At 40.9% G+C, this 21,028-nt stretch carries 24 protein-coding genes, 1 tRNA gene and 2 pseudogenes; 8 read left to right on the forward strand and 19 right to left on the reverse strand.

Annotated elements, in window-relative coordinates; all coding sequences use genetic code 11:
• Positions 1-11 precede the first annotated feature (11 nt).
• Positions 12-164 (reverse strand): hypothetical protein, encoded by a 153-nt coding sequence (locus ACFIJW_RS03735; protein ID WP_375607050.1) that lies wholly within the window; start codon positions 162-164, stop codon positions 12-14.
• Positions 165-340: 176 nt separating this feature from the next.
• Between ACFIJW_RS03735 and ACFIJW_RS03740 the strand changes: the two genes are divergently transcribed.
• Positions 341-415 (forward strand) — tRNA-Thr (locus ACFIJW_RS03740).
• A 184-nt stretch (positions 416-599) separates the two neighbouring features.
• On the opposite strand, the gene ACFIJW_RS03745 is transcribed toward ACFIJW_RS03740, so the two are convergent.
• Positions 600-767, reverse strand: a complete 168-nt coding sequence (locus tag ACFIJW_RS03745; RefSeq protein WP_375633332.1) for a hypothetical protein — start codon at positions 765-767, stop codon at positions 600-602.
• Positions 768-1,092: 325 nt separating this feature from the next.
• Positions 1,093-1,266 (reverse strand): hypothetical protein, encoded by a 174-nt coding sequence (locus ACFIJW_RS03750; protein ID WP_375633333.1) that lies wholly within the window; start codon positions 1,264-1,266, stop codon positions 1,093-1,095.
• Between the two features lie 1,255 nt (positions 1,267-2,521).
• Between ACFIJW_RS03750 and ACFIJW_RS03755 the strand changes: the two genes are divergently transcribed.
• Both ACFIJW_RS03755 and ACFIJW_RS03760 read left to right on the forward strand, forming a co-directional pair.
• Positions 2,522-2,698, forward strand: coding sequence for a hypothetical protein (locus tag ACFIJW_RS03755; protein WP_375633334.1), 177 nt, complete (start codon positions 2,522-2,524; stop codon positions 2,696-2,698).
• A gap of 229 nt (positions 2,699-2,927) precedes the next feature.
• A pseudogene (locus ACFIJW_RS03760) lies at positions 2,928-3,161 on the forward strand (DnaJ domain-containing protein); the annotation flags it as partial.
• A gap of 507 nt (positions 3,162-3,668) precedes the next feature.
• Here the strand turns inward: ACFIJW_RS03760 and ACFIJW_RS03765 are convergent.
• The 7 genes from ACFIJW_RS03765 to ACFIJW_RS03795 all read right to left on the reverse strand — a co-directional run bounded on the left by ACFIJW_RS03765 (position 3,669) and on the right by ACFIJW_RS03795 (position 7,232).
• Positions 3,669-3,806 (reverse strand): hypothetical protein, encoded by a 138-nt coding sequence (locus ACFIJW_RS03765; RefSeq protein WP_375633335.1) that lies wholly within the window; start codon positions 3,804-3,806, stop codon positions 3,669-3,671.
• A 184-nt stretch (positions 3,807-3,990) separates the two neighbouring features.
• On the reverse strand, positions 3,991-4,152 hold the full coding sequence (locus ACFIJW_RS03770; RefSeq protein ID WP_375633336.1) for a hypothetical protein: 162 nt from the start codon (positions 4,150-4,152) through the stop codon (positions 3,991-3,993).
• 106 nt (positions 4,153-4,258) lie between these two features.
• On the reverse strand, positions 4,259-4,612 hold the full coding sequence (locus tag ACFIJW_RS03775) for a hypothetical protein (protein WP_375633337.1): 354 nt from the start codon (positions 4,610-4,612) through the stop codon (positions 4,259-4,261).
• A 106-nt stretch (positions 4,613-4,718) separates the two neighbouring features.
• A complete protein-coding gene (locus tag ACFIJW_RS03780) occupies positions 4,719-5,483 on the reverse strand; it encodes a lambda exonuclease family protein (RefSeq protein WP_375633338.1) in 765 nt (254 codons plus the stop codon).
• 538 nt (positions 5,484-6,021) lie between these two features.
• Positions 6,022-6,210, reverse strand: a complete 189-nt coding sequence (locus ACFIJW_RS03785) for a hypothetical protein (RefSeq protein WP_375633339.1) — start codon at positions 6,208-6,210, stop codon at positions 6,022-6,024.
• A gap of 2 nt (positions 6,211-6,212) precedes the next feature.
• Positions 6,213-6,602 carry a hypothetical protein gene (locus ACFIJW_RS03790; RefSeq protein ID WP_375633340.1) on the reverse strand — a complete coding sequence of 130 codons (390 nt, stop codon included), beginning with the start codon at positions 6,600-6,602 and terminating at the stop codon, positions 6,213-6,215.
• A 312-nt stretch (positions 6,603-6,914) separates the two neighbouring features.
• A complete protein-coding gene (locus tag ACFIJW_RS03795) occupies positions 6,915-7,232 on the reverse strand; it encodes an XRE family transcriptional regulator (protein ID WP_273790852.1) in 318 nt (105 codons plus the stop codon).
• A gap of 415 nt (positions 7,233-7,647) precedes the next feature.
• Here ACFIJW_RS03795 and ACFIJW_RS03800 point away from each other — a divergent pair, with 415 nt between their 5' ends.
• From ACFIJW_RS03800 to ACFIJW_RS03810, 3 genes and pseudogenes are all read left to right on the forward strand, one after another.
• Positions 7,648-8,718 carry a YdaU family protein gene (locus ACFIJW_RS03800; protein WP_375633341.1) on the forward strand — a complete coding sequence of 357 codons (1,071 nt, stop codon included), beginning with the start codon at positions 7,648-7,650 and terminating at the stop codon, positions 8,716-8,718.
• Positions 8,715-9,110 (forward strand): hypothetical protein, encoded by a 396-nt coding sequence (locus ACFIJW_RS03805; protein ID WP_375633381.1) that lies wholly within the window; start codon positions 8,715-8,717, stop codon positions 9,108-9,110. The genes ACFIJW_RS03800 and ACFIJW_RS03805 overlap by 4 nt, the downstream gene beginning before the upstream one ends.
• A gap of 199 nt (positions 9,111-9,309) precedes the next feature.
• Positions 9,310-11,475: pseudogene (locus ACFIJW_RS03810) on the forward strand (toprim domain-containing protein); the annotation flags it as partial.
• Here the strand turns inward: ACFIJW_RS03810 and ACFIJW_RS03815 are convergent.
• The 5 genes from ACFIJW_RS03815 to ACFIJW_RS03835 all read right to left on the reverse strand — a co-directional run bounded on the left by ACFIJW_RS03815 (position 11,469) and on the right by ACFIJW_RS03835 (position 14,028).
• Complete coding sequence (locus ACFIJW_RS03815; RefSeq protein ID WP_375633342.1) at positions 11,469-11,996, reverse strand: hypothetical protein; 528 nt, start codon at positions 11,994-11,996, stop codon at positions 11,469-11,471. The pseudogene ACFIJW_RS03810 and the gene ACFIJW_RS03815 sit on opposite strands and share 7 nt — an antisense overlap.
• A 91-nt stretch (positions 11,997-12,087) precedes the next feature.
• The gene (locus tag ACFIJW_RS03820) at positions 12,088-12,645 is read right to left on the reverse strand and encodes a hypothetical protein (protein ID WP_375633343.1); all 558 of its coding nucleotides are present in this window, start codon (positions 12,643-12,645) and stop codon (positions 12,088-12,090) included.
• Between the two features lie 218 nt (positions 12,646-12,863).
• Positions 12,864-13,460, reverse strand: coding sequence for a hypothetical protein (locus tag ACFIJW_RS03825; RefSeq protein WP_375633344.1), 597 nt, complete (start codon positions 13,458-13,460; stop codon positions 12,864-12,866).
• A gap of 15 nt (positions 13,461-13,475) precedes the next feature.
• Positions 13,476-13,844, reverse strand: a complete 369-nt coding sequence (locus tag ACFIJW_RS03830; RefSeq protein ID WP_375633345.1) for a hypothetical protein — start codon at positions 13,842-13,844, stop codon at positions 13,476-13,478.
• Between the two features lie 7 nt (positions 13,845-13,851).
• On the reverse strand, positions 13,852-14,028 hold the full coding sequence (locus ACFIJW_RS03835) for a hypothetical protein (RefSeq protein ID WP_375633346.1): 177 nt from the start codon (positions 14,026-14,028) through the stop codon (positions 13,852-13,854).
• 105 nt (positions 14,029-14,133) lie between these two features.
• On the opposite strand from ACFIJW_RS03835, the gene ACFIJW_RS03840 reads away from it, so the two are divergent.
• Entirely contained in the window at positions 14,134-14,703 is a 570-nt protein-coding gene (locus tag ACFIJW_RS03840; protein ID WP_375633347.1) for a hypothetical protein, read from the forward strand.
• 16 nt (positions 14,704-14,719) lie between these two features.
• Here ACFIJW_RS03840 and ACFIJW_RS03845 read toward each other — a convergent pair whose 3' ends face one another.
• Complete coding sequence (locus tag ACFIJW_RS03845; RefSeq protein WP_375633348.1) at positions 14,720-14,854, reverse strand: hypothetical protein; 135 nt, start codon at positions 14,852-14,854, stop codon at positions 14,720-14,722.
• 2,745 nt (positions 14,855-17,599) lie between these two features.
• On the opposite strand from ACFIJW_RS03845, the gene ACFIJW_RS03850 reads away from it, so the two are divergent.
• Positions 17,600-17,923, forward strand: coding sequence for a hypothetical protein (locus ACFIJW_RS03850; protein WP_375630071.1), 324 nt, complete (start codon positions 17,600-17,602; stop codon positions 17,921-17,923).
• A gap of 864 nt (positions 17,924-18,787) precedes the next feature.
• Here ACFIJW_RS03850 and ACFIJW_RS03855 read toward each other — a convergent pair.
• The 3 genes from ACFIJW_RS03855 to ACFIJW_RS03865 form a co-directional block, all read right to left on the reverse strand.
• Positions 18,788-19,957, reverse strand: a complete 1,170-nt coding sequence (locus ACFIJW_RS03855) for a DUF6990 domain-containing protein (protein ID WP_375633349.1) — start codon at positions 19,955-19,957, stop codon at positions 18,788-18,790.
• 10 nt (positions 19,958-19,967) lie between these two features.
• Positions 19,968-20,345 carry a hypothetical protein gene (locus tag ACFIJW_RS03860; protein ID WP_375633350.1) on the reverse strand — a complete coding sequence of 126 codons (378 nt, stop codon included), beginning with the start codon at positions 20,343-20,345 and terminating at the stop codon, positions 19,968-19,970.
• Between the two features lie 353 nt (positions 20,346-20,698).
• Positions 20,699-21,016 carry a hypothetical protein gene (locus tag ACFIJW_RS03865; protein WP_375633351.1) on the reverse strand — a complete coding sequence of 106 codons (318 nt, stop codon included), beginning with the start codon at positions 21,014-21,016 and terminating at the stop codon, positions 20,699-20,701.
• Between the last annotated feature and the right edge of the window lie 12 nt (positions 21,017-21,028).

The raw sequence follows: 21,028 nt of genomic DNA on the forward strand, positions 1-21,028 counted from the left end.
CTTTTTGCATTTTAGAGCTCTGGTTGTGCTCTTTTTCGGCTTTGCTCTTTTCGACGTTTCAGGTTTTGACGCAATTGTTGTGCCAATCTTTCTTGACGTCGTTTTGCTTTTTCATCTTGATGATTAATTTCATTTTGTTTTTGTTTTTGATGCATTTGTGTCATTGCGCAACCTTTTAAACAGTGTTGAGCTTCTATCCAAGCAACTCATAACCTTAAATATTTAAGCATATAAGAAACATATGTCATGACATAAGATACGTTTTCTTGCAAGAATATACAAATGTTCTCTTGCCTATTTTCTGACAATATGGCACAAGACAGCGCAAAGATTGAAAAGGGCTGCGGTAGCTCAGTGGTAGAGCACTCCCTTGGTAAGGGAGAGGTCGAGAGTTCAATCCTCTCTCGCAGCACCATTTTATTCTTCTTTTGCCTCTCTCTTCTTGCCCTTATAAGTCTTCCCTATAAGCCTAAATCTTTTCCCCAACCTTCATCGGCTTCATCAAATCCTCCATCCTTTAAACCATGCGCTTCAATAGCCTCAAAATCAGTAGCTTCAAAATCAAGAGCCTCAATGCCACGCTTAATCTCTAAAATGCCTTACGAACGGCTTTTGAAATTGACCGCCCCCCAAAGAATATCCCCCCACCCCTTGCCTCCCCTTTCCTTGCCTCCCCCCTCTTTCCTTTCTGTAAGATTTGCCCTATCCTTCTCTTTACCAAGCCTCACTGTTGCAACAGCTCTTAGCACTTGAGACGGTATAGACATTTTTATTTTTTCAATATTTTATTTCTTGAATATTTTTCCCCACAAGCTCACCCTGTTTGTAATATGCAAACAAACGATTTTACTTGATTCAATATAAGAGCGTCTGAATAAGAAGGGTTGAAATAAGAACATCTCACACTATTTCGGGCTCTCATTGAAATTCAAATTAAATCTCAATAATGAATTATTATAAACTCATTGTTTGAACATATCCCATTGATACCTTTATCCGCCCCAAAACGAATAATCTTATCTTTCTAGCCTCTCTATCCACCTCAAGCAACACAAGCATTCCCTCTAAAAATTAGAATAAGCTTCATCGATCCTATTCGTCATTTACAACAGATCTAACAGAGCCATTTCCAGAACCTCCTCTCAACTCAATTCCTTCCCCATTCTCCCCACCCCTTACCAAAAGCAAAAACCAAACAGTGATAAAGTCCCCCTCAATAAAGCTTTCACTAAGCCACCCCACTCTCCCATATGGCAAACATCTCATATGGCAAACATCTCATATGACAGGCATCCCCATATACTAGACATCCCATATGGCAGAAAATTGAGAGCCTGCCTTTTCAAAGAAGATCCCTCATTACCAATTTTATACACTATGGTTTTCCACGTGCTCTAAGCCTCCCTCTTTCAACACGCATCTTTTTTATACGAATACTTTGATTGATACGGATAGCGTTATTCGTCTTGCATAAGAGCCCCAAGAGCGAAAAGCTCTCTCCCTCTGTTCTATTGAAATCAATCACCCCTCTTCGCTTACACTTCACAAGCAGAAAGATCCGTATGGCGAGAAACTTTCCAAGAAAAGCATATCTCTTCTTAAAAAGCCTCCCAGTAAACGAGATTATGAATCGTCTCAAGAGCTACAGCCCATGCCGCAATTTTGGCAACGGGCCCCAAATAGTACCAACTTACTTTTTCATAAAGTAAAGATAGGGTGCGCAATGTTTATAATCTCTGGGGGTATAATCTACGGACTTTATAATCTACGGGGCTTGACCGTTATACCCCTCACGATATTATTCACAGGCGCCAGTATGAAATTTACGAACGCCGGCATGAAATGGGTGTGAAATGAGCTTAGAGCGAGATATCTTTATTAAAACAAGTGCGTGAATGTACAACAACAAGTATATTTCATTTGGAGTATTTTGGATATTGCCTACTCTCCCCACCCTAGGACAACCATTTTGGCTACAGATCCCCTTATATTTTCTGCTGTCATACCTCCTCCAATAAGCTAAAACCCCACATATGCGGGGTTTTAGCCAGTACCACACCTTTATTTAGACACATTATGACATTGTAACCATTTTTATTAAATACGTTTTTACATATATTTTCAACACAAAAATAACACATATTGATTTATTTAACAGAAATGACTTATAAAAGCTTGTTAGAAACAAAAGCCAATAAATACCCTCTGTTTAAACACTTTATTTGCTATAGCAATAAGCACTGTTTTATTTACGCATCATACAACGAGTGGATGTACAACAGATGGTCTTTTTGTTGGAAGTACTTCTCCGATCAATTGTATTTCAAAAGAATATATAAGACAGAAAATAAAAAAGAAGCTATTAGAAAAAGAACGCGAAAGAGAATGGTTAGAGCTTGAACAATTTTCTGTTAGCGCTTGTCCAAGTGGAAAATTTCCTGTTTATTATGGCGTTTCTATTATCGATTGTGTTTCAGAGGAAGAACTAAAACAAAATCGTTTTAATAATGAAATTAATATAATGAACTTATTCCTGCAATGGTTTATCGTAGCACTCGTAATAACAACGATAATGTCTGTTCCCATAAGTTTACTTTGGCGTTTTAGATTTAAGGTTCCTGCCTGTTTATTTACAATAATGACAACCTTGGCTATTATTGCCGTCCCTTTTACATTTGATTTATCGTCTCTCTTTTAATCTATTTTTGTAAAAAAATATTTCTAAAATATTAAAAACACCCTGCATTTTTAAGCGTTTTGAACTGTATCTCCTCTCATTTAGAGACAATAGCCCCAAGTACAGCCATGCCATTCAATACGATTTTAACCATATTTCTAACATAAAAATAACACATGTTGATACATTCAAAAGAGATCAATTAAATGATCTTGTAAAATAAGAGCAATACACAAAGTGGCTGTATTTAATGATAGTCAATGAAGACGATTATTATGGAATTCTTGGTGTAAGCTACGAATGCAACGATAAACAGATAAAATCTGCTTTTCGTAAATTAGCTCTGCAATACCACCCTGATCATAATTCTAGTACCGAAGCAGAACAAAAATTCAGAAAAATTTGTGAAGCCTATGAAGTTCTTAAAGATCCTCAAAAGAGAGCTGCTTACAATCAGTTCTATCATAAAACTTTTAAAGATAATCACAAGGCTTCTGAAATTAGTAGAAACCAAGAGAACAGACGACAAGATAATACCAAGCGTGTAATTGATAGTATCGCGTATGTAATTTTCATTATTTGTGGAATAATACCTGTAATGTATTTTATAATTTTATTTTACATGGAAGATATTCTGAATAAATAAGTATAGGGTTATTAATTCTCATAAGCATAAAAGGATATTTGGTAAAGATTGGTGCATTTATCTTCGGGCTCATACTAATATCATTTATCAAATTTATATGGAGAAGTATCTATTGATCAGTGCTTTTGAAGAGTATTAAGAGCGCCCCACAGTGAATTCACAAAATGTGGTCATTTTTGATTTTCTATAACAAGGTAGTGTAGAAAAACATAAAGATTATAATATCTCTATCCGTTCTTTCCCTATTCTCCCGTTTTCCCTACCCTTCTATTTTCTTCCACAACCTGCCCCCCAACCTTTACCCAACAAGCCTACTTGACTCCACACAGGCTTTTTCTCATGTCCCTACATCCTTTTCCCCATATTGGCTAAAAAACGCCCCTCAAACGACTCTTTCCCAAAAAACAAAAGCACCACAAGAACCATTTCCTCTCCAATGAAAAAGCACTTGTCCGGCAACTTAGCCATCATGGGGCCTTTCATCGCGCCCCCAAACACGGCACAACACAAAAGCGGACAGAACCGCACCCCACATCCCCTATCTCACTTCCCTAACATCTTCCCCCAAAGTACTTCCTTATCTCTCTTATTTTTCACTTGACTGCCCCTCTGAAACACCTTCTTCCATTTTCCCAAGCAATAGCTGTCACGCGAAGTCTCTCTCCCTTCAACACCCACCTGCTTTTCCGCTTACTTCTTGCCTTATGACTAAAGCTTGCCTCTCCTCAACGCTACACAAGATCCCTTCCCACCCCGTCTCATTCTCGTTTTCCCCTCCAGCATACGCCTTGTCTTCATTCCAAGCACCCTTTCCCCCATTTCCGACCATGCTTTCACATTCCTGTCCCCTAAGTTCGCTATGCTCCCTGCTTCCCCTGTTTGGCACCCTCCTCCAACATAAAAACCAACTCTTTTCCCCCTCTGCTCTTTCCTTTTTATAGAACTTTGCCTCTCCTCAACGCTACACAAGATCCCTTCCCACCCCGTCTCATTCTCGTTTTCCCCTCCAGCATACGCCTTGTCTTCATTCCAAGCACCCTTTCCCCCATTTCCGACCATGCTTTCACATTCCTGTCCCCTAAGTTCGCTATGCTCCCTGCTTCCCCTGTTTGGCACCCTCCTCCAACATAAAAACCAACTCTTTTCCCCCTCTGCTCTTTCCTTTTTATAGAACTTTGCCTCTCCTCAACGCTACACAAGATCCCTTCCCACCCCGTCTCATTCTCGTTTTCCCCTCCAGCATACGCCTTGTCTTCATTCCAAGCACCCTTTCCCCCATTTCCGACCATGCTTTCACATTCCTGTCCCCTAAGTTCGCTATGCTCCCTGCTTCCCCTGTTTGGCACCCTCCTCCAACATAAAAACCAACTCTTTTCCCCCTCTGCTCTTTCCTTTTTATAGAACTTTGCCTCTCCTCAACGCTACACAAGATCCCTTCCCACCCCGTCTCATTCTCGTTTTCCCCTCCAGCATACGCCTTGTCTTCATTCCAAGCACCCTTTCTTTCCCCTCCTTCAAAGCAATTTCTGTTCTTATATGAAAACCTGTCCCAACAGATTTAATTTGCTGTACCATCTTCTCCAACGCCTCATTAAAACGGTTAATTTCATTTTCAAGTTTGCAAATATACGCTTCATCACGATAAGCCCGTTTAATCAAAGGGGGCATATCCGGCCAATAGAGCATTAAATCCACCCATTCGCGTTGAGAAATCCATAATCCCCCTTGACATTGTGCTTTATGTTCTGCTGGAAAACTCTTTTGCATGAAATGAGGGATCAAAATTTCAGGTTTTTTTGTTTTAATTTCTAATAAGCCATTTTTTCCCACAAAAGCATCGGGGGAAAATCCTTGTCCGCGATCATCTGCCAAAACAAAGCCAATACATTCAGGTTCTGTATGTGTCAGTTTCCCATAAAGCTGTCGTGCGATTGGTTCTAATTCTGTTCCACGTCGCATAGAAAGTGTTGCCCCTTCATCAACGGTTTTTCCGGTAATTCTTTCTCCCGCCAATTTCATCATCACACTCTGATAGCGTGACGTTTTTTGCCCTTGTTTTTTTTGCGCCATAACCATCTCAAACAAAGAAGCCGTAATCAAACCATTACGCACTTTCTGCCATTCTTCTGTTCCTTGAATACAATCGATAATGATTGGCATAGTATTTTTCCCCTTCATCTTTAAGGTGTTTTGTAATATATCCTCTTTAAAGCATTCACCTTTTTTAAGCTGTTTCCCTCACACGGACTAAAGACAACAACATCCTTCAATGCATCCTTCAATATTGTGCCCTAAAAAAAACACAAAAACCGGCTCTTTCCCCCTTGAACTTGCCTTTTTATAGGTTGGAACCTGTCTGTACTGCTGCTTTTCTTCCCCCTAAGCCTTCATTTTTGTTCTCCAACATGCTTTCGTATCACTCCAAGTCACTGAATGACGACCTGTCCCACCATTGCCTTATCCCCCTAATGAACCAGCCGGCAACTTCCCCCACACAAGCGCCCACAATTCCTCATATATAGGCTCTTTTCTTCATACCCCCCCTTTCCATATCGGCTAAGAAAATCCCCGCGCAAAGCTCTCCCCCCCAAAGCGGCTCCCCTAAGCTTCCCTCCAAGAACGAAAGCATAACGTGCACCATTGTCACCGCAATGAAAAAGCACTTTGGCCCATCATTGCGGCTTCTTTTTCAACCCTGCTACTGCACGACGGAAAAATCATGGCGGCAATATTCTTCCTCCAATTTTTTTGCCATAGACTGAGCCACCTCTTGCGATATAAAAAGTATAGCGTTGTGTTTTTGTGGTTCGAGTCTGATTAAATTTCGCACATTTCCAGCATAATAAAGCGGAATCCCTTGATACGAAGTCTTGAGATAACTTGGCATGTTTACCACCAATAATCTGTCAAGACATCACATGGGCGTAAACGATGCTGTTTTTCATAAGAGCCATAGAGATTATCTTCATAATCGCAAGCCGCTCTTTCATTCAAACAAGCATGATAAGCTTCACTATTCAAAATGAAAGGCTGCAATTGTGTATTTTCTTCATTCATTTCATGATTTTCGACATAAAAATCAGCGATTTGTTCCGTAATATCTTCAGCATGAGAAGTTGTCAGATCGAGTCGTAAAACTCTATAAACAGTTTCACATTCTTCAATCAGTTCGAGCACTTCTTCGATTTCGTCGATTGTTCCTTCATAAGTACAAGGATTTTCCTCTTCGCATAAAACGATAATGATTTCATCCTCTTTAACGAATGGAATATTTTTCATGATTTCCCCCTTTAGATAGTTGATAAAGCATAGCCTTGTCTTGACAAGACTAAATATAGCGTTAGTCTTATATCCTCTATAGGAGAGATGTCAACCATTTTATCCTTCATAAAAGATATATTTTAAATATCTACGGGGTTCAAATGACATATGTAAAGAAAAATCTATTATTCTTTGTTCCTCTCATGCCCCTTTGTTGTTCTCTATTTGTTCTTAAAAAATTGCAATTATAAACACACAGGAGAGATAAAATGAGTGACATAATATTAATAAAACACTGGAGTCGCCTTGATTCAAAAGCACAGAAGGAAGTTATTTTGAAGCTTCGTCAATTGGTCGCCGCAAAAGAGTCAAAATCGCCTGTCTCTCTTGCGGAGAGAGTTTCGAAATAAGCTCTATAAATTCTTTATCTTCAGGGCTAGCCCCTTTCCCGTAAAGAATATAATTCATACTGATATTAATTTCGTGACAAATTCGCGAGAGAGATTCGATTGTTGGTTCTTTTCCTTCAGAAAGAATAGAATGAAGGTACCCCGCACCTTTCCCGGCAGCGAGGGAGATAGATCTTTTTGACCGCCCACTTTTTTCCAAAGCGATTCTTAATCTTTGACGCCAACCATCGATATTCATAATTTCACCATATAGCGCGTCTTTTTAAAAAAACACGTCCTTTTTATAAAACGGGCTTGCATTATCCTCTAAAAAGGATAAAATTAAGGAAACAAATTTTACTTTTTAGGGGGAATTTTTTTTATTTTTAGATCATAAAAACACTTTAACCACCCTACCGGATATAAAAGACCACCTCCAAAGCTTCTGCCCAAAAGCAAGTACGTTGAGAATGTGTGGTATTCTTTATTCTTTCCATCACCGCAATCTTAAATCGTAAGTTTGCATGCGCTTCAAGCACAGCCAATCATTTATAAGCATCGTAAAGAAGCCTCTAGTCATCATCGAACAGAGCCAAAAGCAACACAAGTTAAATCCTTATTTGAGCTTTTATCATCAATAAAAATGTATAAAAAAGAAGAAAGTAGATTGCAGTATGAAACACGCTAATCAACAAGAAACTCCTCATTATGAATCGTCTAGGCTTCCATATGTTTGTTGGTATCAAAATGACTTTCTAGGAGGTGTACGTGGGATGCGCGCACACGAAATTGGAATCTATACGATTCTTCTCAATGAAATGTATGCCCGTGGCCGACCTTTAGAAATATCGAAAGAACGTTTAGCGCGTCTTTGTGGTTGTGACAAGCGAACTTTTGTTAATGTTTTAGAGATGCTCATCCAAGAGGGTAAGATTTTAAATTTAGCCAATGGATTATGGAACAAGCGTTGCGAAAATGTTTTTCAAGAGCGTGAAAAATTGCTTGAACAAAAATCCTTTGCGGGTCGTTCTTCGGCAAAAAAACGCAAGAAAATCAATGCAGAGATGCAACAACTGCTTAACGAAAGTACAAAAGATGCTACACAAAACTCAAAAGCTCAAAAGGCAGAAGAAAAGGAAACACCTTACGGTGTTTTAGAAAAGAAAATTTTGTTTGATGAGACAGAACCTTGTTTTTTCTGCGAAGAGAGTTTTGAACAAAGCGATCACCCATCACCCTTATCGGCTCTTGATTCACCTCTCCCTTTGCCTGCCCAAGAAGAAACGGAGCAAAAAAACGCCTCCCCTTTAAATGCTCCCCAAGCCGAGTTCACTCCCGCCCCTATCGCGCAAATTGTCACGGGGGAAAAAACAAAATCTGCCACCACTCTTCCCCCCAGCAATCTTCCTGCCTCCGTCCCTCCTTCTTCCAACAAAAAAACCACAACCTCAGTTGCCAAAGGGCATCGTCTTCCTGAGCATTGGCAAGCAGACATCAAGGCGGCAGTTTCAGAAGGCTTGAGTGAGAGCCAAGCCCATTGGCAAGAAAAGAAGTTTCGCGACTATTGGCAAGCTAAGGGCGGCAAAGAAGCACTCAAAGTAGACTGGCAAGCCACATGGCGCAACTGGTTTCGCCGTGAGATCGAACGGCAAGAACAGCAAAAACAGGGAGGCTCCTCATCTTTTACCTCTGAGAACAACGACACGCTTTACCGCAGTTTGATCAACTATAGCGACAATTTTTGACATCACAAAAACAACGTATTTTTCAAGCACGCGCGGGGATAAAAATGTTTCAAAACCACAACAGCATCGGACAAAATAACACAGAACAAAACAAAGGGCGGCAAAACAACAATGAAATAAGCTCTTCACACAGCAAAACGAGACAACATCGACCATTTTGCTCTCATCACAAAAGCATTTTCCCCACGCAAGGACCCCCACAGGCACCCCCCCGCACCCGCACCCCAATACACACCCCAACAGGACTCCAGCATGCACCACCCCCTCACAGGCATATCCACCCCACCCTTCTTGCACCCCCTTCCTCTTTTCCACCTTCCTCCTTTTCCCAAGGCGCCACTTCCCATGCTCTTGGCAAACAAACATCAACACAGCCATTTCAGAAGGTTTAAGTGAGAGCCAAGCCCATTGGCAAGCCAAGAAGTTTCGCGACCATTGGCAAGAAAAGAGCGGCAAAGAAGCTCTCAAAGTAGACTGGCAAGCCCCATAGCACTACGGGACTTTACGATCAGATCAAACGGTGAGAACAGCAAAAACAGAGTCCTCACTTCTCACATCTTGAGAAAAACGACAATAATATCACGAATGACCATGAGCACAATTTTTGAAATCAAACAAAAACTTATCTCACAAGCAGATAGAATAGCAGAAATGCTTCTTCCCCAAGGGCACAAACGAGGCAACAATTGGATTGTAGGCAACACACGTGGTGAAGCTGGTCAAAGTTTATCGATTTGCTTGAGTGGTAGTAAAGCAGGACTTTGGTATGATTTTGCAGAAGGCACTGGAGGAGATCTTTTAGACCTTTGGTGTGAAGTCAAAGGCATTAGCCTTTCTCAAGCCTTAGAAGAAGCACGCGCGACTCTCAATCTGACACGCCCCAAACCCTTTATGGCGCCCCATCGTTCCTATCGCCGTCCACCGGTTCCTACAGGGCAGAGCCCGCAGAATCTTGTAAAAAACTATCTCCACGAAGAACGCCACATTCCTTTAGAGATTATAAAGCGTTACCGCATAGGAGAAGATGGTGAAAAAATCATTTTTCCCTTTTATAAACCCGACGGCACCCTTGCTTTAGTCAAAGAACGGCTCGCACAAGCAGGAGCCAAAACCAAACCAACAGCCTCCCAATGTGAACCGATTTTATTTGGTTGGCAAGCCCTTTACCCCACAAACCACCCCGCCACGCACACGCCCCAACAAGCAACCCAGCACGCACCTCAGCAAGCATTCCAACACACACCTCAGAAGCAGGGACCCTCAACCAACCCCACCTCTACACAGGCGCCCCAAAACACCGCCTCAACCAACCCCACCTCCACACAGGCGCCCCAAAACACCGCCACAACCAACCCCACCTCCACACAGGCGCCCCAAAACACCGCCACAACCAACCCCACCTCTACACAGGCGCCCCAAAACACTGCCTCAACCAACCCCACCTCCACACAGGCGCCCCAAAACACCGCCACAACCAACCCCACCTCCACACACACACACCAACAGGCACCCACGCATGCGCCCCAACAGGCGCCATTCCCCATTTTTTCTTCAACAAACCGTACCATTGTTATCACTGAAGGAGAAATTGATGCACTTTCCTTAGCCGCCTATGGATATCCGGCGGTCTCTGTTCCCTTTGGAGGAGGCAGTGGAGGAAAGCACAATTGGATTGAAAATGAATTTGATCATTTAGAATCTTTTGAAACGATTTTTTTAGCCACCGATATGGACAAGCCCGGAGAAGAAGCAGCCCGTGAGATTGCCAGCAGGCTTGGACGCCACCGTTGCTACCGTGTCCGTTTACCCCTTAAAGATGCCAATGACTGTTTAACCGCAGGGATCGATAAAGCCACCATAAAAGCCGCCTTTTCCTCAGCACAAAGCTTTGCACCAGAAGGTTTACGGCGCGCCTCAGACTATAAAGATCAAGTGATTAGGCTTTTTTGGCCAGAGCCTGAAAAACATCTTGGTTATACGGTTCCCTATCCTAAACTGAAGGACAAATTGCATTTCCGCCCAGCAGAATTAACGCTCTGGAGTGGTGCGAGTGGTGCAGGTAAAAGCCAATTATTATCAGACTGTATTCCCCATTGGATTGCACAAAAGAGTCGGCTTTGCTTAGCGTCTCTAGAGATGAAAGGAGAACAATCACTCCGCCGTTTAACCAAACAAACGGGCGGCTTAGAACAGCCTACAAAAGAGACAATTGAACGGATTCTTCATTTTTTAGACGAAGGGCTTATTCTTTATGAGCATGTTGGCAAATCGAGCGTTGACACCTTGCTTGAAGTCTTTGACTATTGTCGTGCGCGCTATGGCTGCGATCAATTTATCATCGACAGTTTGATGCGGCTTGGCATTGCCTCTGATGATTATGCAAGACAAGAACAAGCCGTTTATAAAATGGTTGATTGGGCTGTTTTAAACAATGTACATATTCACCTTGTAGCCCATGCCAGAAAAGGCGGTCTGGATAAAGATATCCCCAGCACAGAAGACATTAAAGGCGCCTCAGAAATTGGTGCCAATGCCTTTAACATCATCACCATTTGGCGCAATCGACCGTTAGAAGACAAAATCTTTGCCGCTTCTCTCGCACAAGAAAAAGCAGATTTAGCCAAACGCCCTGGCGTCATTATGAATATTGCCAAACAACGTTCTGGTGATTTTGAAGGCAAAATAGGGCTTTGGTTTGATCCCCAAACCTACCGCTATCGCTGTTCTTTTGAACAATCATTCCCTCGACGTTATCTGTAATACCCCATAAACCCCACTCTCTTTAAAAACGCCTCCGCCTTCAAACGCGCACGCCTTGCTCCCACAGAAACAACAGGAAGGATAAATCCACAAATGATGAAAAACACCCAATCCTTCGCAAACCAAAGCCAGCTCAACCCTAGATTCTCTGCTCCCAGACGGAAACAAAAAAAGGTCGCTCCAACAACGGCGCAAAACACCCCCCCCTTCAATAACCACAAACAACGCGTCACCACCCCATCTCGCCGCCCCCTCATATGCAAAATCAAAAACCACTCCAACAGTGCAGCAAACACGATCCCCATCAAGGACAGGAGTCCCCATGGTATGTCCATACTCTCCATCCCCTCAAGAGCTAAAAAAAGAACGACTCCTAAAATGCAATAAAACAGCACTTCCTTCAAAAAGAGGGAAACACCAAAAATACAATAAAACGCCGCCCGCCACCACGGAATATCGAAGCGCTTGAAAACTTTATAAGTACCAATAACGACAACAATAAAAAGGTAGGAAAACACCAATAACAGCAAAAAAACAAATCGTTCGACATCAAATACCCCTCACAGCAAGCCCATTAAAGATCACACCCATAAGACAAAAAAACACCCCCTACTTTAAGAACCAAGCCCATAGAACACGCGCACGCCTTACACCCTGATAAATCAAAGGAAAAAGAAATCCAACAATAAAGGAAAACATCCCATCATTCGAGAACCAAATCCAGCTCAACCCTAGATTCTCTGCTCCCAGACGGGTAAAAAAAAGGATTAGTGCCAAAATGCAGCAAAACAGCACAAAATTCAAAGCACGCAACAACCTCTGTAACACCGTATCACCTTGCTCGTGTATAAAGAACCCCAAGAGCACTTTCAACAATACAGTCAAGAGCAATCCCTTTAAGAATACCGCCCTTATGCTATCCATATCCCTGACGCCCACAGCAGCAAACCACAGGATAAAGCCCATCATGCAACAAAATATGACCGCCTTTAAGAACATTTGCCCCGCAACAGGCATACTCTTGACACCCAGATGCACCAAACCAAGGACAGTTGCAAAAATGCAAGAAAACACCGCCCCCTTCAAGAGCAACTCCCCGTCAACAGTGCGCCTGCCCACGCCCACATAAATAAAACCAAGGTAGGTGGCAACAACGCCATAAAGCACCACCCATCTCCAAAACATCTACCCTGTAACAGAGCGACGCTTTGCTCCCTTATAAATAAAAACCAAGGCTAGAGCAAAAAAGCAGAAAAACCCCAACAACAGCCAAAACATCACATCGTTCGACATCAAATACCCCTCACAGAAAGAACATCAAAGACCATGCCCGTGGAAAAGAAAAATGCTCATTTTTTTAAGCACCATCCCAACAGTACACGCACTCACCGTACCCCCTCCAAAACAAAAAAGGAACAAATCCAACACTGCTCACAAACACCCCATTGTTCGAGATCACAAACCAGTGCCCCCATATGCTTGGCTCCGTTATACGCCAATCCAACAACAGCTCCAACAACGCCACCCAACACCAGAAACTTCAATAAAAATACCCCACGCGATATCCATTTACCCCGCACCCTCATAAGCAAAACCAAGGACAGCTCCAGCAATGCAACAAACACCGCTCCTATCACTAAAAATTCCCATGATATATCAAAACGCTTCGCTCCCTTATAAGCAAAGCCAAGAACCACTACAGCAATGGCGCAAAACACCACAGCCTTGAAAAACACGCCCCACGATACAGTTCTACGGTCTGCTCCCACAACAATAAAACAAAAGGTCGCTCCAGCAATGCAAGAAATCACCACCCCCTGCCAAAACACCTCCCACGTAATAGCCGGTCGCCCCGCATCTTCATAAGCAAAACCAAGGACCATGCCAACAACGCAGCAAAACGCCAGCCCCTTCAAAAACATGTCCCGCGCAACCACCATACGCCCCGCTCCTTCATAAGCAAAAATCAGAGACCATGCCAAAAATGCAGCAAAAGATCAATTCTTTTCAAAGAATGAAAGTCTAAACCCAAAACGCCTTGCCCCACGATAAATAAGACCAAGGACAAGACCAAAGACAACGCCAAAAAGAATGTTAAACACCCACCTGTTTGAGAACCACATCTGAGTCAAACCAAAATGCTCAGCTTGCTTATAAATAAAATCAATGACAGCAGCCAAAATGAAGTTCAACAACACCATCTTGAGGAACAAACCCTTCGTTACACCACGCCGCTGCATTACTTCATAACCCAACATAAGGAAAATACCGGGAATGCCATAAAACGCCACAGCCCGTAAAAATACGCCCCACGTCATCCCCAACGCCTTCATTTCCACATAAACAGCCACAGAGACATAGGCCACAATACAGCTAAACACCAATCCCTTCAGAGACAAAAGCCCGCGCGCCATCACTCACCTCCCCCATCAAGCCATTCAAGGAAAATCCACCATGCGACAAAACACCTCTCTTTTCAAGAGCCAAATCCATGGGGCTCCCACACACAAGCGCAACAGTCCAAGTCACCCCCAAAGAGCGCATACCCACACGGCACACTCCAACACATGTCTTCCTCTCATCCCTCTCTTTTGCCTAGAGCAAGCAACATTTTTTAAAAACGAGAAGCAAAATTAAAATTTTTAAGGAGATGCTATGACCCATAAGCAGAAAAAAAATACGCAAACCTGCCCGCTTGAACATCAAGATCAAGGAAAGCACATTGGTCATTTAAAGACGCAAGAAATCCCTGTTGAAACAAGTAATCCTTATTTTAAACCCAATCATCGAGAAAGTTCCAGCAATCCGCGCACCATCAATGCCATTGCCAATGCACAAAGCCATCCCATTGCCCTTTTATATGCGAAAGGACATCTCAGCAAAGCCCAATATAAAGCAGCAGAACGTTTTTATTTTTACTGGCGTCAAAGCCAAGCCGATCTCCACATGAGCCTTGACTACACCCGTGAAAAGGTTTCCTGTAGCCAAGGGTACACACACCCTATTGAACGTCAAATAGAAGCATCCAATCATTTAAGAACAATCAAAGTTCAACTGGGTATTCTTGGCTATTCACTGCTTGAACGCGTTATCGGCTATGGACAAGCGATAAAAGAATTAAGTTCTTCAAAACGCAAACAAAACTCTCTTGCCGATCATTTACGAGATTGTTTAGACTTGCTCGCATTTCATTGGGGATATGCAAACCATAAACATTTTGAATAATCCCCTCCTCGCCATTTTAAGCGGCCTCCCATGTTGCCCCCGCCCCCTCTAAAGCACTTCCCTCACACACGGGCTCAAGCATTGAGCAGCTCTCGCCCCCATTTCCATTACCTTGCCCCCACCCAAAAGGACAATACTTCACCCCCCTCACATACTTAAGATACACCCTACACTCTTAAAAACAAAAAGCCTTCCCCCATATCAATCCTATAATCATGAGGGGCTCTTAATTCGTTTTTGATTGAAGAATATTATCAAGATGCATGCATGCATCATAATATTTTTAAATATAGTTTAATTAATATCGAGTCTTAAAATAAATATTCAATTGAAAAAAGTATTAAGTTTTAATGCAAAATGACAAAATTTTTTGTAAAAAGTATTTTTTATATTGCTATTTTTTCAATTCTCTGCTAATTATAATGTGGTAGGTTATTTAAGTACGATTTTTTTGTATTTAGTACGGCCTTTTAAATTTATTCTTTTTTGACACGTCCTGCGAGTCAATGTTAAAATTCTCCTGCTTTTTGGTCCTCTGATTGCGACGGAGGACTTTTTTTTATGACTGTACTTTTTTATAACTGTATTGTCTTAAATCACTTCCTTATGAGCTTTGTGATAATTCCTCCATAAGGTTTACCCGCAAAATAGATCATTCTTTTGTCAAATTGACTTGCGTTCCATTCTTAAAGAACAAAGATTCTTAACTCAATCTGATTTACAAACAGCTTGGATACACTTCCCTCTTGGTTTGCCATTCCCTCTTGGCTTCTATTCAGGGTTTTCCGCTAAACTCAAGGCGCAACAGAAGCTTGCTCTGTCTCAAAAATTCACCACGCCCTTAAAAAACACTTAAAACATATCCAAGGAAGCTTGCTTCATATCACCAAACCTCAAATGACCGTGTTTTACGGCATAACAGAATGACTTAACTATTGGATAACTTTCTTTATCGCCCCCCAACAGGTTGATGTATCACGACAACATATTGATTTATAATCATATCCCGTTATCCATATAAAATTAAGAGACGCAGATATCATAGGGATTCTCTCATTTTAAATTTATTTCATGTTGCATCAATCAACACCTTGTCTTTTCCACATTACAAACATGAGAAACATATGAAATAACGCACTTCAAAGATTTCAAAGATAAAGAATCAAAATGCCTCTTATGAACACGCTCAAGAGCCAAAGGCTGTCATCATATGAGACGCGAATAGTATAATAGTATACTGGCTTTTCCTTATGAGAATTTAAAGAAGGACTTATCCACTTCGCAAGAGATTTCTCCATTATCAGATTTACCAATATCCCCAATCACCAATATAATTGTGATGATAAGATAACATAATGTTTTTAAACAAGTAGGTAAGTGTGCAACACAAATATATTCTATTTAGAACATTCTGTTTTACGTGAGTCGCGTAACCTCCCATTAAAAAACAAAATCCCCCATTAAAAACAAAATCCCTATAAGAAAAAATCTAAAGCGTGAGAATAAAAACATGAGACAAGTATGATTCCATTCAGATATTGCTCTTTAACCGTCAAACCGAATAAAAATAGATCCGGAAAATATGTTAATCTTCCTACCTTAAGAGATAAACTAAGAATATAGACAACATCTCTCCTAACATTCCCCTTTTTCTAGCATCGCGTAAGAATCAAAAGTTATACAGCTTATTTTGTCATATTATAAAGCACTGTTTTTTTAAGGCGGTGTTGAAGCAGTTAAAACGATTGAAGTGTTTAGCCAACGCCATCGCCATTAGCAAAGCTAAAAAAACAAACTGTTGAAAAGCCGTGCATATCTTGTGTAAACACAAAAAAAACAAGAAAAAGGCACAAAAATATCTCAATTTTTATAAAAATACTCAGCGTCTTTTACGATTGTATTGACGAACAACCCTTATCACATAATCATCTTAAATATTGAGAATAAAGAATGAATAGCCCTCGCAAATACAGCAACCTATCAATAAAAATATAAAAACAAATCTTTTGGTTATCTCTGTTTTTATGGAATATGCCTTTCCCTATGGATGCACTTTAGCCTCCAAAGAGTGCATTCAATCCATGGAAAGGATGCACTCTAGCCCTCAAAAGAGTGCATCCTTCCCCTCAACGGATACCGCCAAACCCTCATAAAGGCAGTATCCAATCTATAAGAGGATGCACTCTAGCCCTCAAAAGAGTGCATCCTTCCCCTCAACGGAGACCGCCTCAACCCTCATGAGGCAGTATCCAATCTATAAGAGGATGCACTCTAGCCCTCAAAAGAGTGCATCCTTCCCCTCAACGGAGACCGCCTCAACCCTCATGAGGCAGTATCCAATCTATAAGAGGATGCACTCAACCCCTCAAAAGAGTGCATCCTTCCCCTCAACGGATACCGCCAAACCCTCATAAAGGCAGTATCCAATCCATGAGAGGATGCACTCTAGCCCTCAAAAGAGTGCATCCTTCCCCTCAACGGATACCGCCAAACCCTCATGAAGCAGTATCCAATCCATGGAAAAGATGCACTCCGCCTTCAATAGAGTGAATCCTTCCCTTCAAGGGTTTTACTCAAATTTCATCGCATCTCATTTTTATGAACCCTCATTTTTATGAATCCTTGGTCAAAGGCACAAAAAGAAGTTTGCTAGCAACTATTGTATCACCCACCTTATGGGATTCCACTTCTCTACAGAGCTTTAAAACTTTTTTACGCCTTCATAAAATCAAATCTGAAAGAATTCATTAAGGCAATTAAGGGTAAATTTTGTCAATTTGTAGGCAAAGTTTATTCTTTTTTGTGATTGTGGTATTTTTACTATAGTTATTTAAATCGTATTTATATATGATACGTATCGATATTTATTTATCGAAATAAATATAGGAGAAAAACTATGAATATCAGATATTTTTTCATAGCTGGGGCTATTACAAGTGGTTTAGCTCTCGCGATTCAAAAATCTGATCGTATAGTCAATAAACAACCCTCTCCTATTGTTGCTCCTTATACTATTGAGAAAACAAATTTACATTTTGTTAAACAAGTAAGGGACACATCGGATACATTGAATATACTGAGAGTCAGTAATAGAAGCGCATCAGAACAAGCATCAATCGACGATATATACGATAAAGCAGAAAATTTATTGAATGCACTAGCTGGTTTTTTAGGATCACTTATTATATATTTCGTACAACTTGTTGCTACTAGAATATAAGATACAAAAAGTTCTTAAAGTAAGGTTATATACATTTTGTATATATTGTAAAATTTAAATAAAAAGGCCCTTTATAAAATGGGGCCTTTTTTAGTTTAATTTTTCCTTTGTTTTAGTTTAGTTTTTATTGTGTTTTTATTTTTATTGGCCAAATATCATCGCCTTCAAAAGTGCCATTTTTACTTGTCTCACATCTCAAATGACAAAGGCTCTAACTCCCTAGCTTCGCTCCCATAGCGCTTTCGTTAATAAGGGTCCGCAATCTTCTTGTTCTTCCCAAAAATTCTTCTGTTTTCAAGAAAATGACCATGCATCTCCTCTGTCATCGGATTGGCTTACAGATCTCCATGAAGCAGACTGAAAAACACAAAAACACCATAACTTTTTATATCAATATCACCATACTGAAACACTGTTGAAGCTTAACAAGCGCTGTTTCATTGGCAAGGACTTCTTAAAAAGACAAAAAATACCTCAAAGGCAAAAGAGCTTAACACTGCTCAAAAATGCCATTTTTTGCCTTCCTCTCACCTCAAATGACAAAGGCTCTACCTCTTAAAGCTCCTCCCTATAAGCGCTTTAGTCAATGGACCTTCCCTCATACCGCTTGAATAAGCAATGATTTATGAGAATTTTCTAACAAAACAACAAAACCATCTTAAAGAAGAGAGTAGAATTTATAATCAATTTTTCTCCCCTATTCTTGAAGATCAAGCCATTTTCAGTCTATTTTTAAAATCTTGGCTATTATTCTTGATTTTTCGAGCACTTTATTTTGCTCTGGTATGAAAGGTGTGAAAGCGCCTCAATCATGGCGCTTTTCTTCTTTCAAATAAGGGTACTTTTCTTCAACAGGAGAATAAACTAATCAATTTTTATATCCATAAATGCGATTTTACCATCTTTAATATAAGTAATATCAGGAGCATGTTTTACCCCCTCTGCTTCAAACACGAACTGTTCATCACTCACCCCTTCAAACCCTTGTTCCCTTAATTCTTGTTTTTTCTTCTCGACTATTTTTTTATGAAAATCTCGTTTTTGATTACACGTATTAGGGGGTCTCACTCTGAAAAACTGATAGTCCATGGCTATAGACCACTTCTCAGCAACCCGTTCCAGTAGATCGTAACTGAACTTTCCTTCCTTTTTCACTTCTTGAGCGATCACCATCGCGCGTTCCAAATGGACTTTTTCAATGGTTTCATCAAAGCCAAGCTTCTCCCCTGCCGTAAAACTTTCGTCATAAGAAGCTAAAGTCTCAACATCGCCCAGCAAGGCAAGAGCAGCAAGATGCAGCAAAGCATAAGGTGCAAACTCTACGTCAGCATCCGGTGCCCAAGATAAAGAGTCTTTTTCCCAAGGGGGAATACTATATTGAGAGCGAAACATTTCAAGCAAAGAATCATCTTCCATTGTCCATTTTAAAGTTTTATCGAGAGCTTTCTTTAAAAGCTGGACGCTCACTTTTTCTTCAAAAATTTCCAATCCATTGGACACAAAATTTATAAATACTGTTGGCAAAACCCCAGAATTATACGGATTAATCGTCTGACAAGCCGCCGCAAAAATACCGCTCATAATTAAAAGTCCGCGATCAAAAGGCGAAAACTCTTCCACTCGTTTCTCGTTATAAAGAAACTGCACTTCGCGATCTGGTAAAAAGAGGGTTGCCAAATAATCTCCCTTTCCCTCGATTTCCACCGACCATCCCAAGCTTTTTAAAAGCCCTGTTGCACTTTCTATCGTGAGAATTTCATCATCATCATAACCGACAAAGGGTTCTTTTTCCTTTTCCTTTAGTTGCAAACGCCTCTTCTGCACCACGGCTTCATCTTTCCAAAACTGCTGCGTTGCAAGATCATTTTCTTTAAGCACTCTTTCCAGCGCGCCTTTCACTTGGAAATTCATTTTCATCCGTTTGAAGACAGAGGTATAAAGAGCTAAAACAAGCATGATAATGATCATGCAAATAACAATAAATACCCAAAACAGGGGATCTAATAGAAATACGGCTATAGGATCACTGTTCATTTTTCCCCTCTCAGTCTTTACAAAGCCCGTGCGACAGAGAGCTTATGTGCTCTCCTACAGAGATTGCTTCTTCTAGTTTCTGAATATTTTTGTACAACTCACCCGTCACTTTGGTGCGAAGCCGTAACATAACCGGAATAAAAATAATGACACAGACCGTTATGGCGACCGTCGTTTTAAAGAGAACGGCATGCACAACATATTGCCACCCTGTCAGCTGCCAATTTAATACACCTGGTATTTCTAGAACCATTCTCCAGATGATAATGAGAACCGCAATAGCAAAGATAATTTTATAATCCTTTGCTGAGAGCAACACTTTCTGGAGCGAAAAAGAATGCGCTCCTTTATGCGTTTCTTGCTCTGATGTCCAATTTTGCTCCTTCATGTATTCCCCTCTCACTCTTTGAAAAGACCCGTGTGACAGAGAGCTTATTTGCTATCACACAGAGATTCCCTCTTCTCGTTTCTGGATCTTTTTTTCCAATTTACGCATTATGATGATGCAAAACCCAAATATCACCGAAATCAAGAAAAGTACACAGACCATTATGGATTGCGTCATAATAAAAATAATAATATTCCTGCTACCTTGCTACCCTCTTACCTTCCTCACATTGCAAACAATAAAGATTTTCAAACCACGCCAATCTATAAACAATAGTCACAATTCAGCTTTTTCTTCCTAAAAATTCTCCTATTTTCAAGAAAATGACCCTGCATCCCCACCTTCAATAGGATTCATTTCAAAGCTTGAATGAACAAGGCTCCTAAAAATACGAAAACAACCCATATACCGCGCGCCCCTACGAGCAAAACCGTTCCTTCCTCACGCCTCAAACGATAAAGTAAGTCCCAAGCGTTCACTCTAGGCTCTAAACCCCACGGGCTCTTATTCCCTTTAATCAACACTGATCCAGTATCGGCTTTTCTTCCACTCAATGCCACCCAACACTGCTCCTTTAAAGCAATGTTTACGGACACCCCATAAAGAGCACCAAAACATCTCAGAGGAAAAATGGTATAGAGAGCAATCCCTATAAAGGCTGAATCTCTCATAATTTCTTCATT

This window comes from Bartonella sp. MM97QHHN, from assembly GCF_042194285.1.
Classification (GTDB): domain Bacteria; phylum Pseudomonadota; class Alphaproteobacteria; order Rhizobiales; family Rhizobiaceae; genus Bartonella.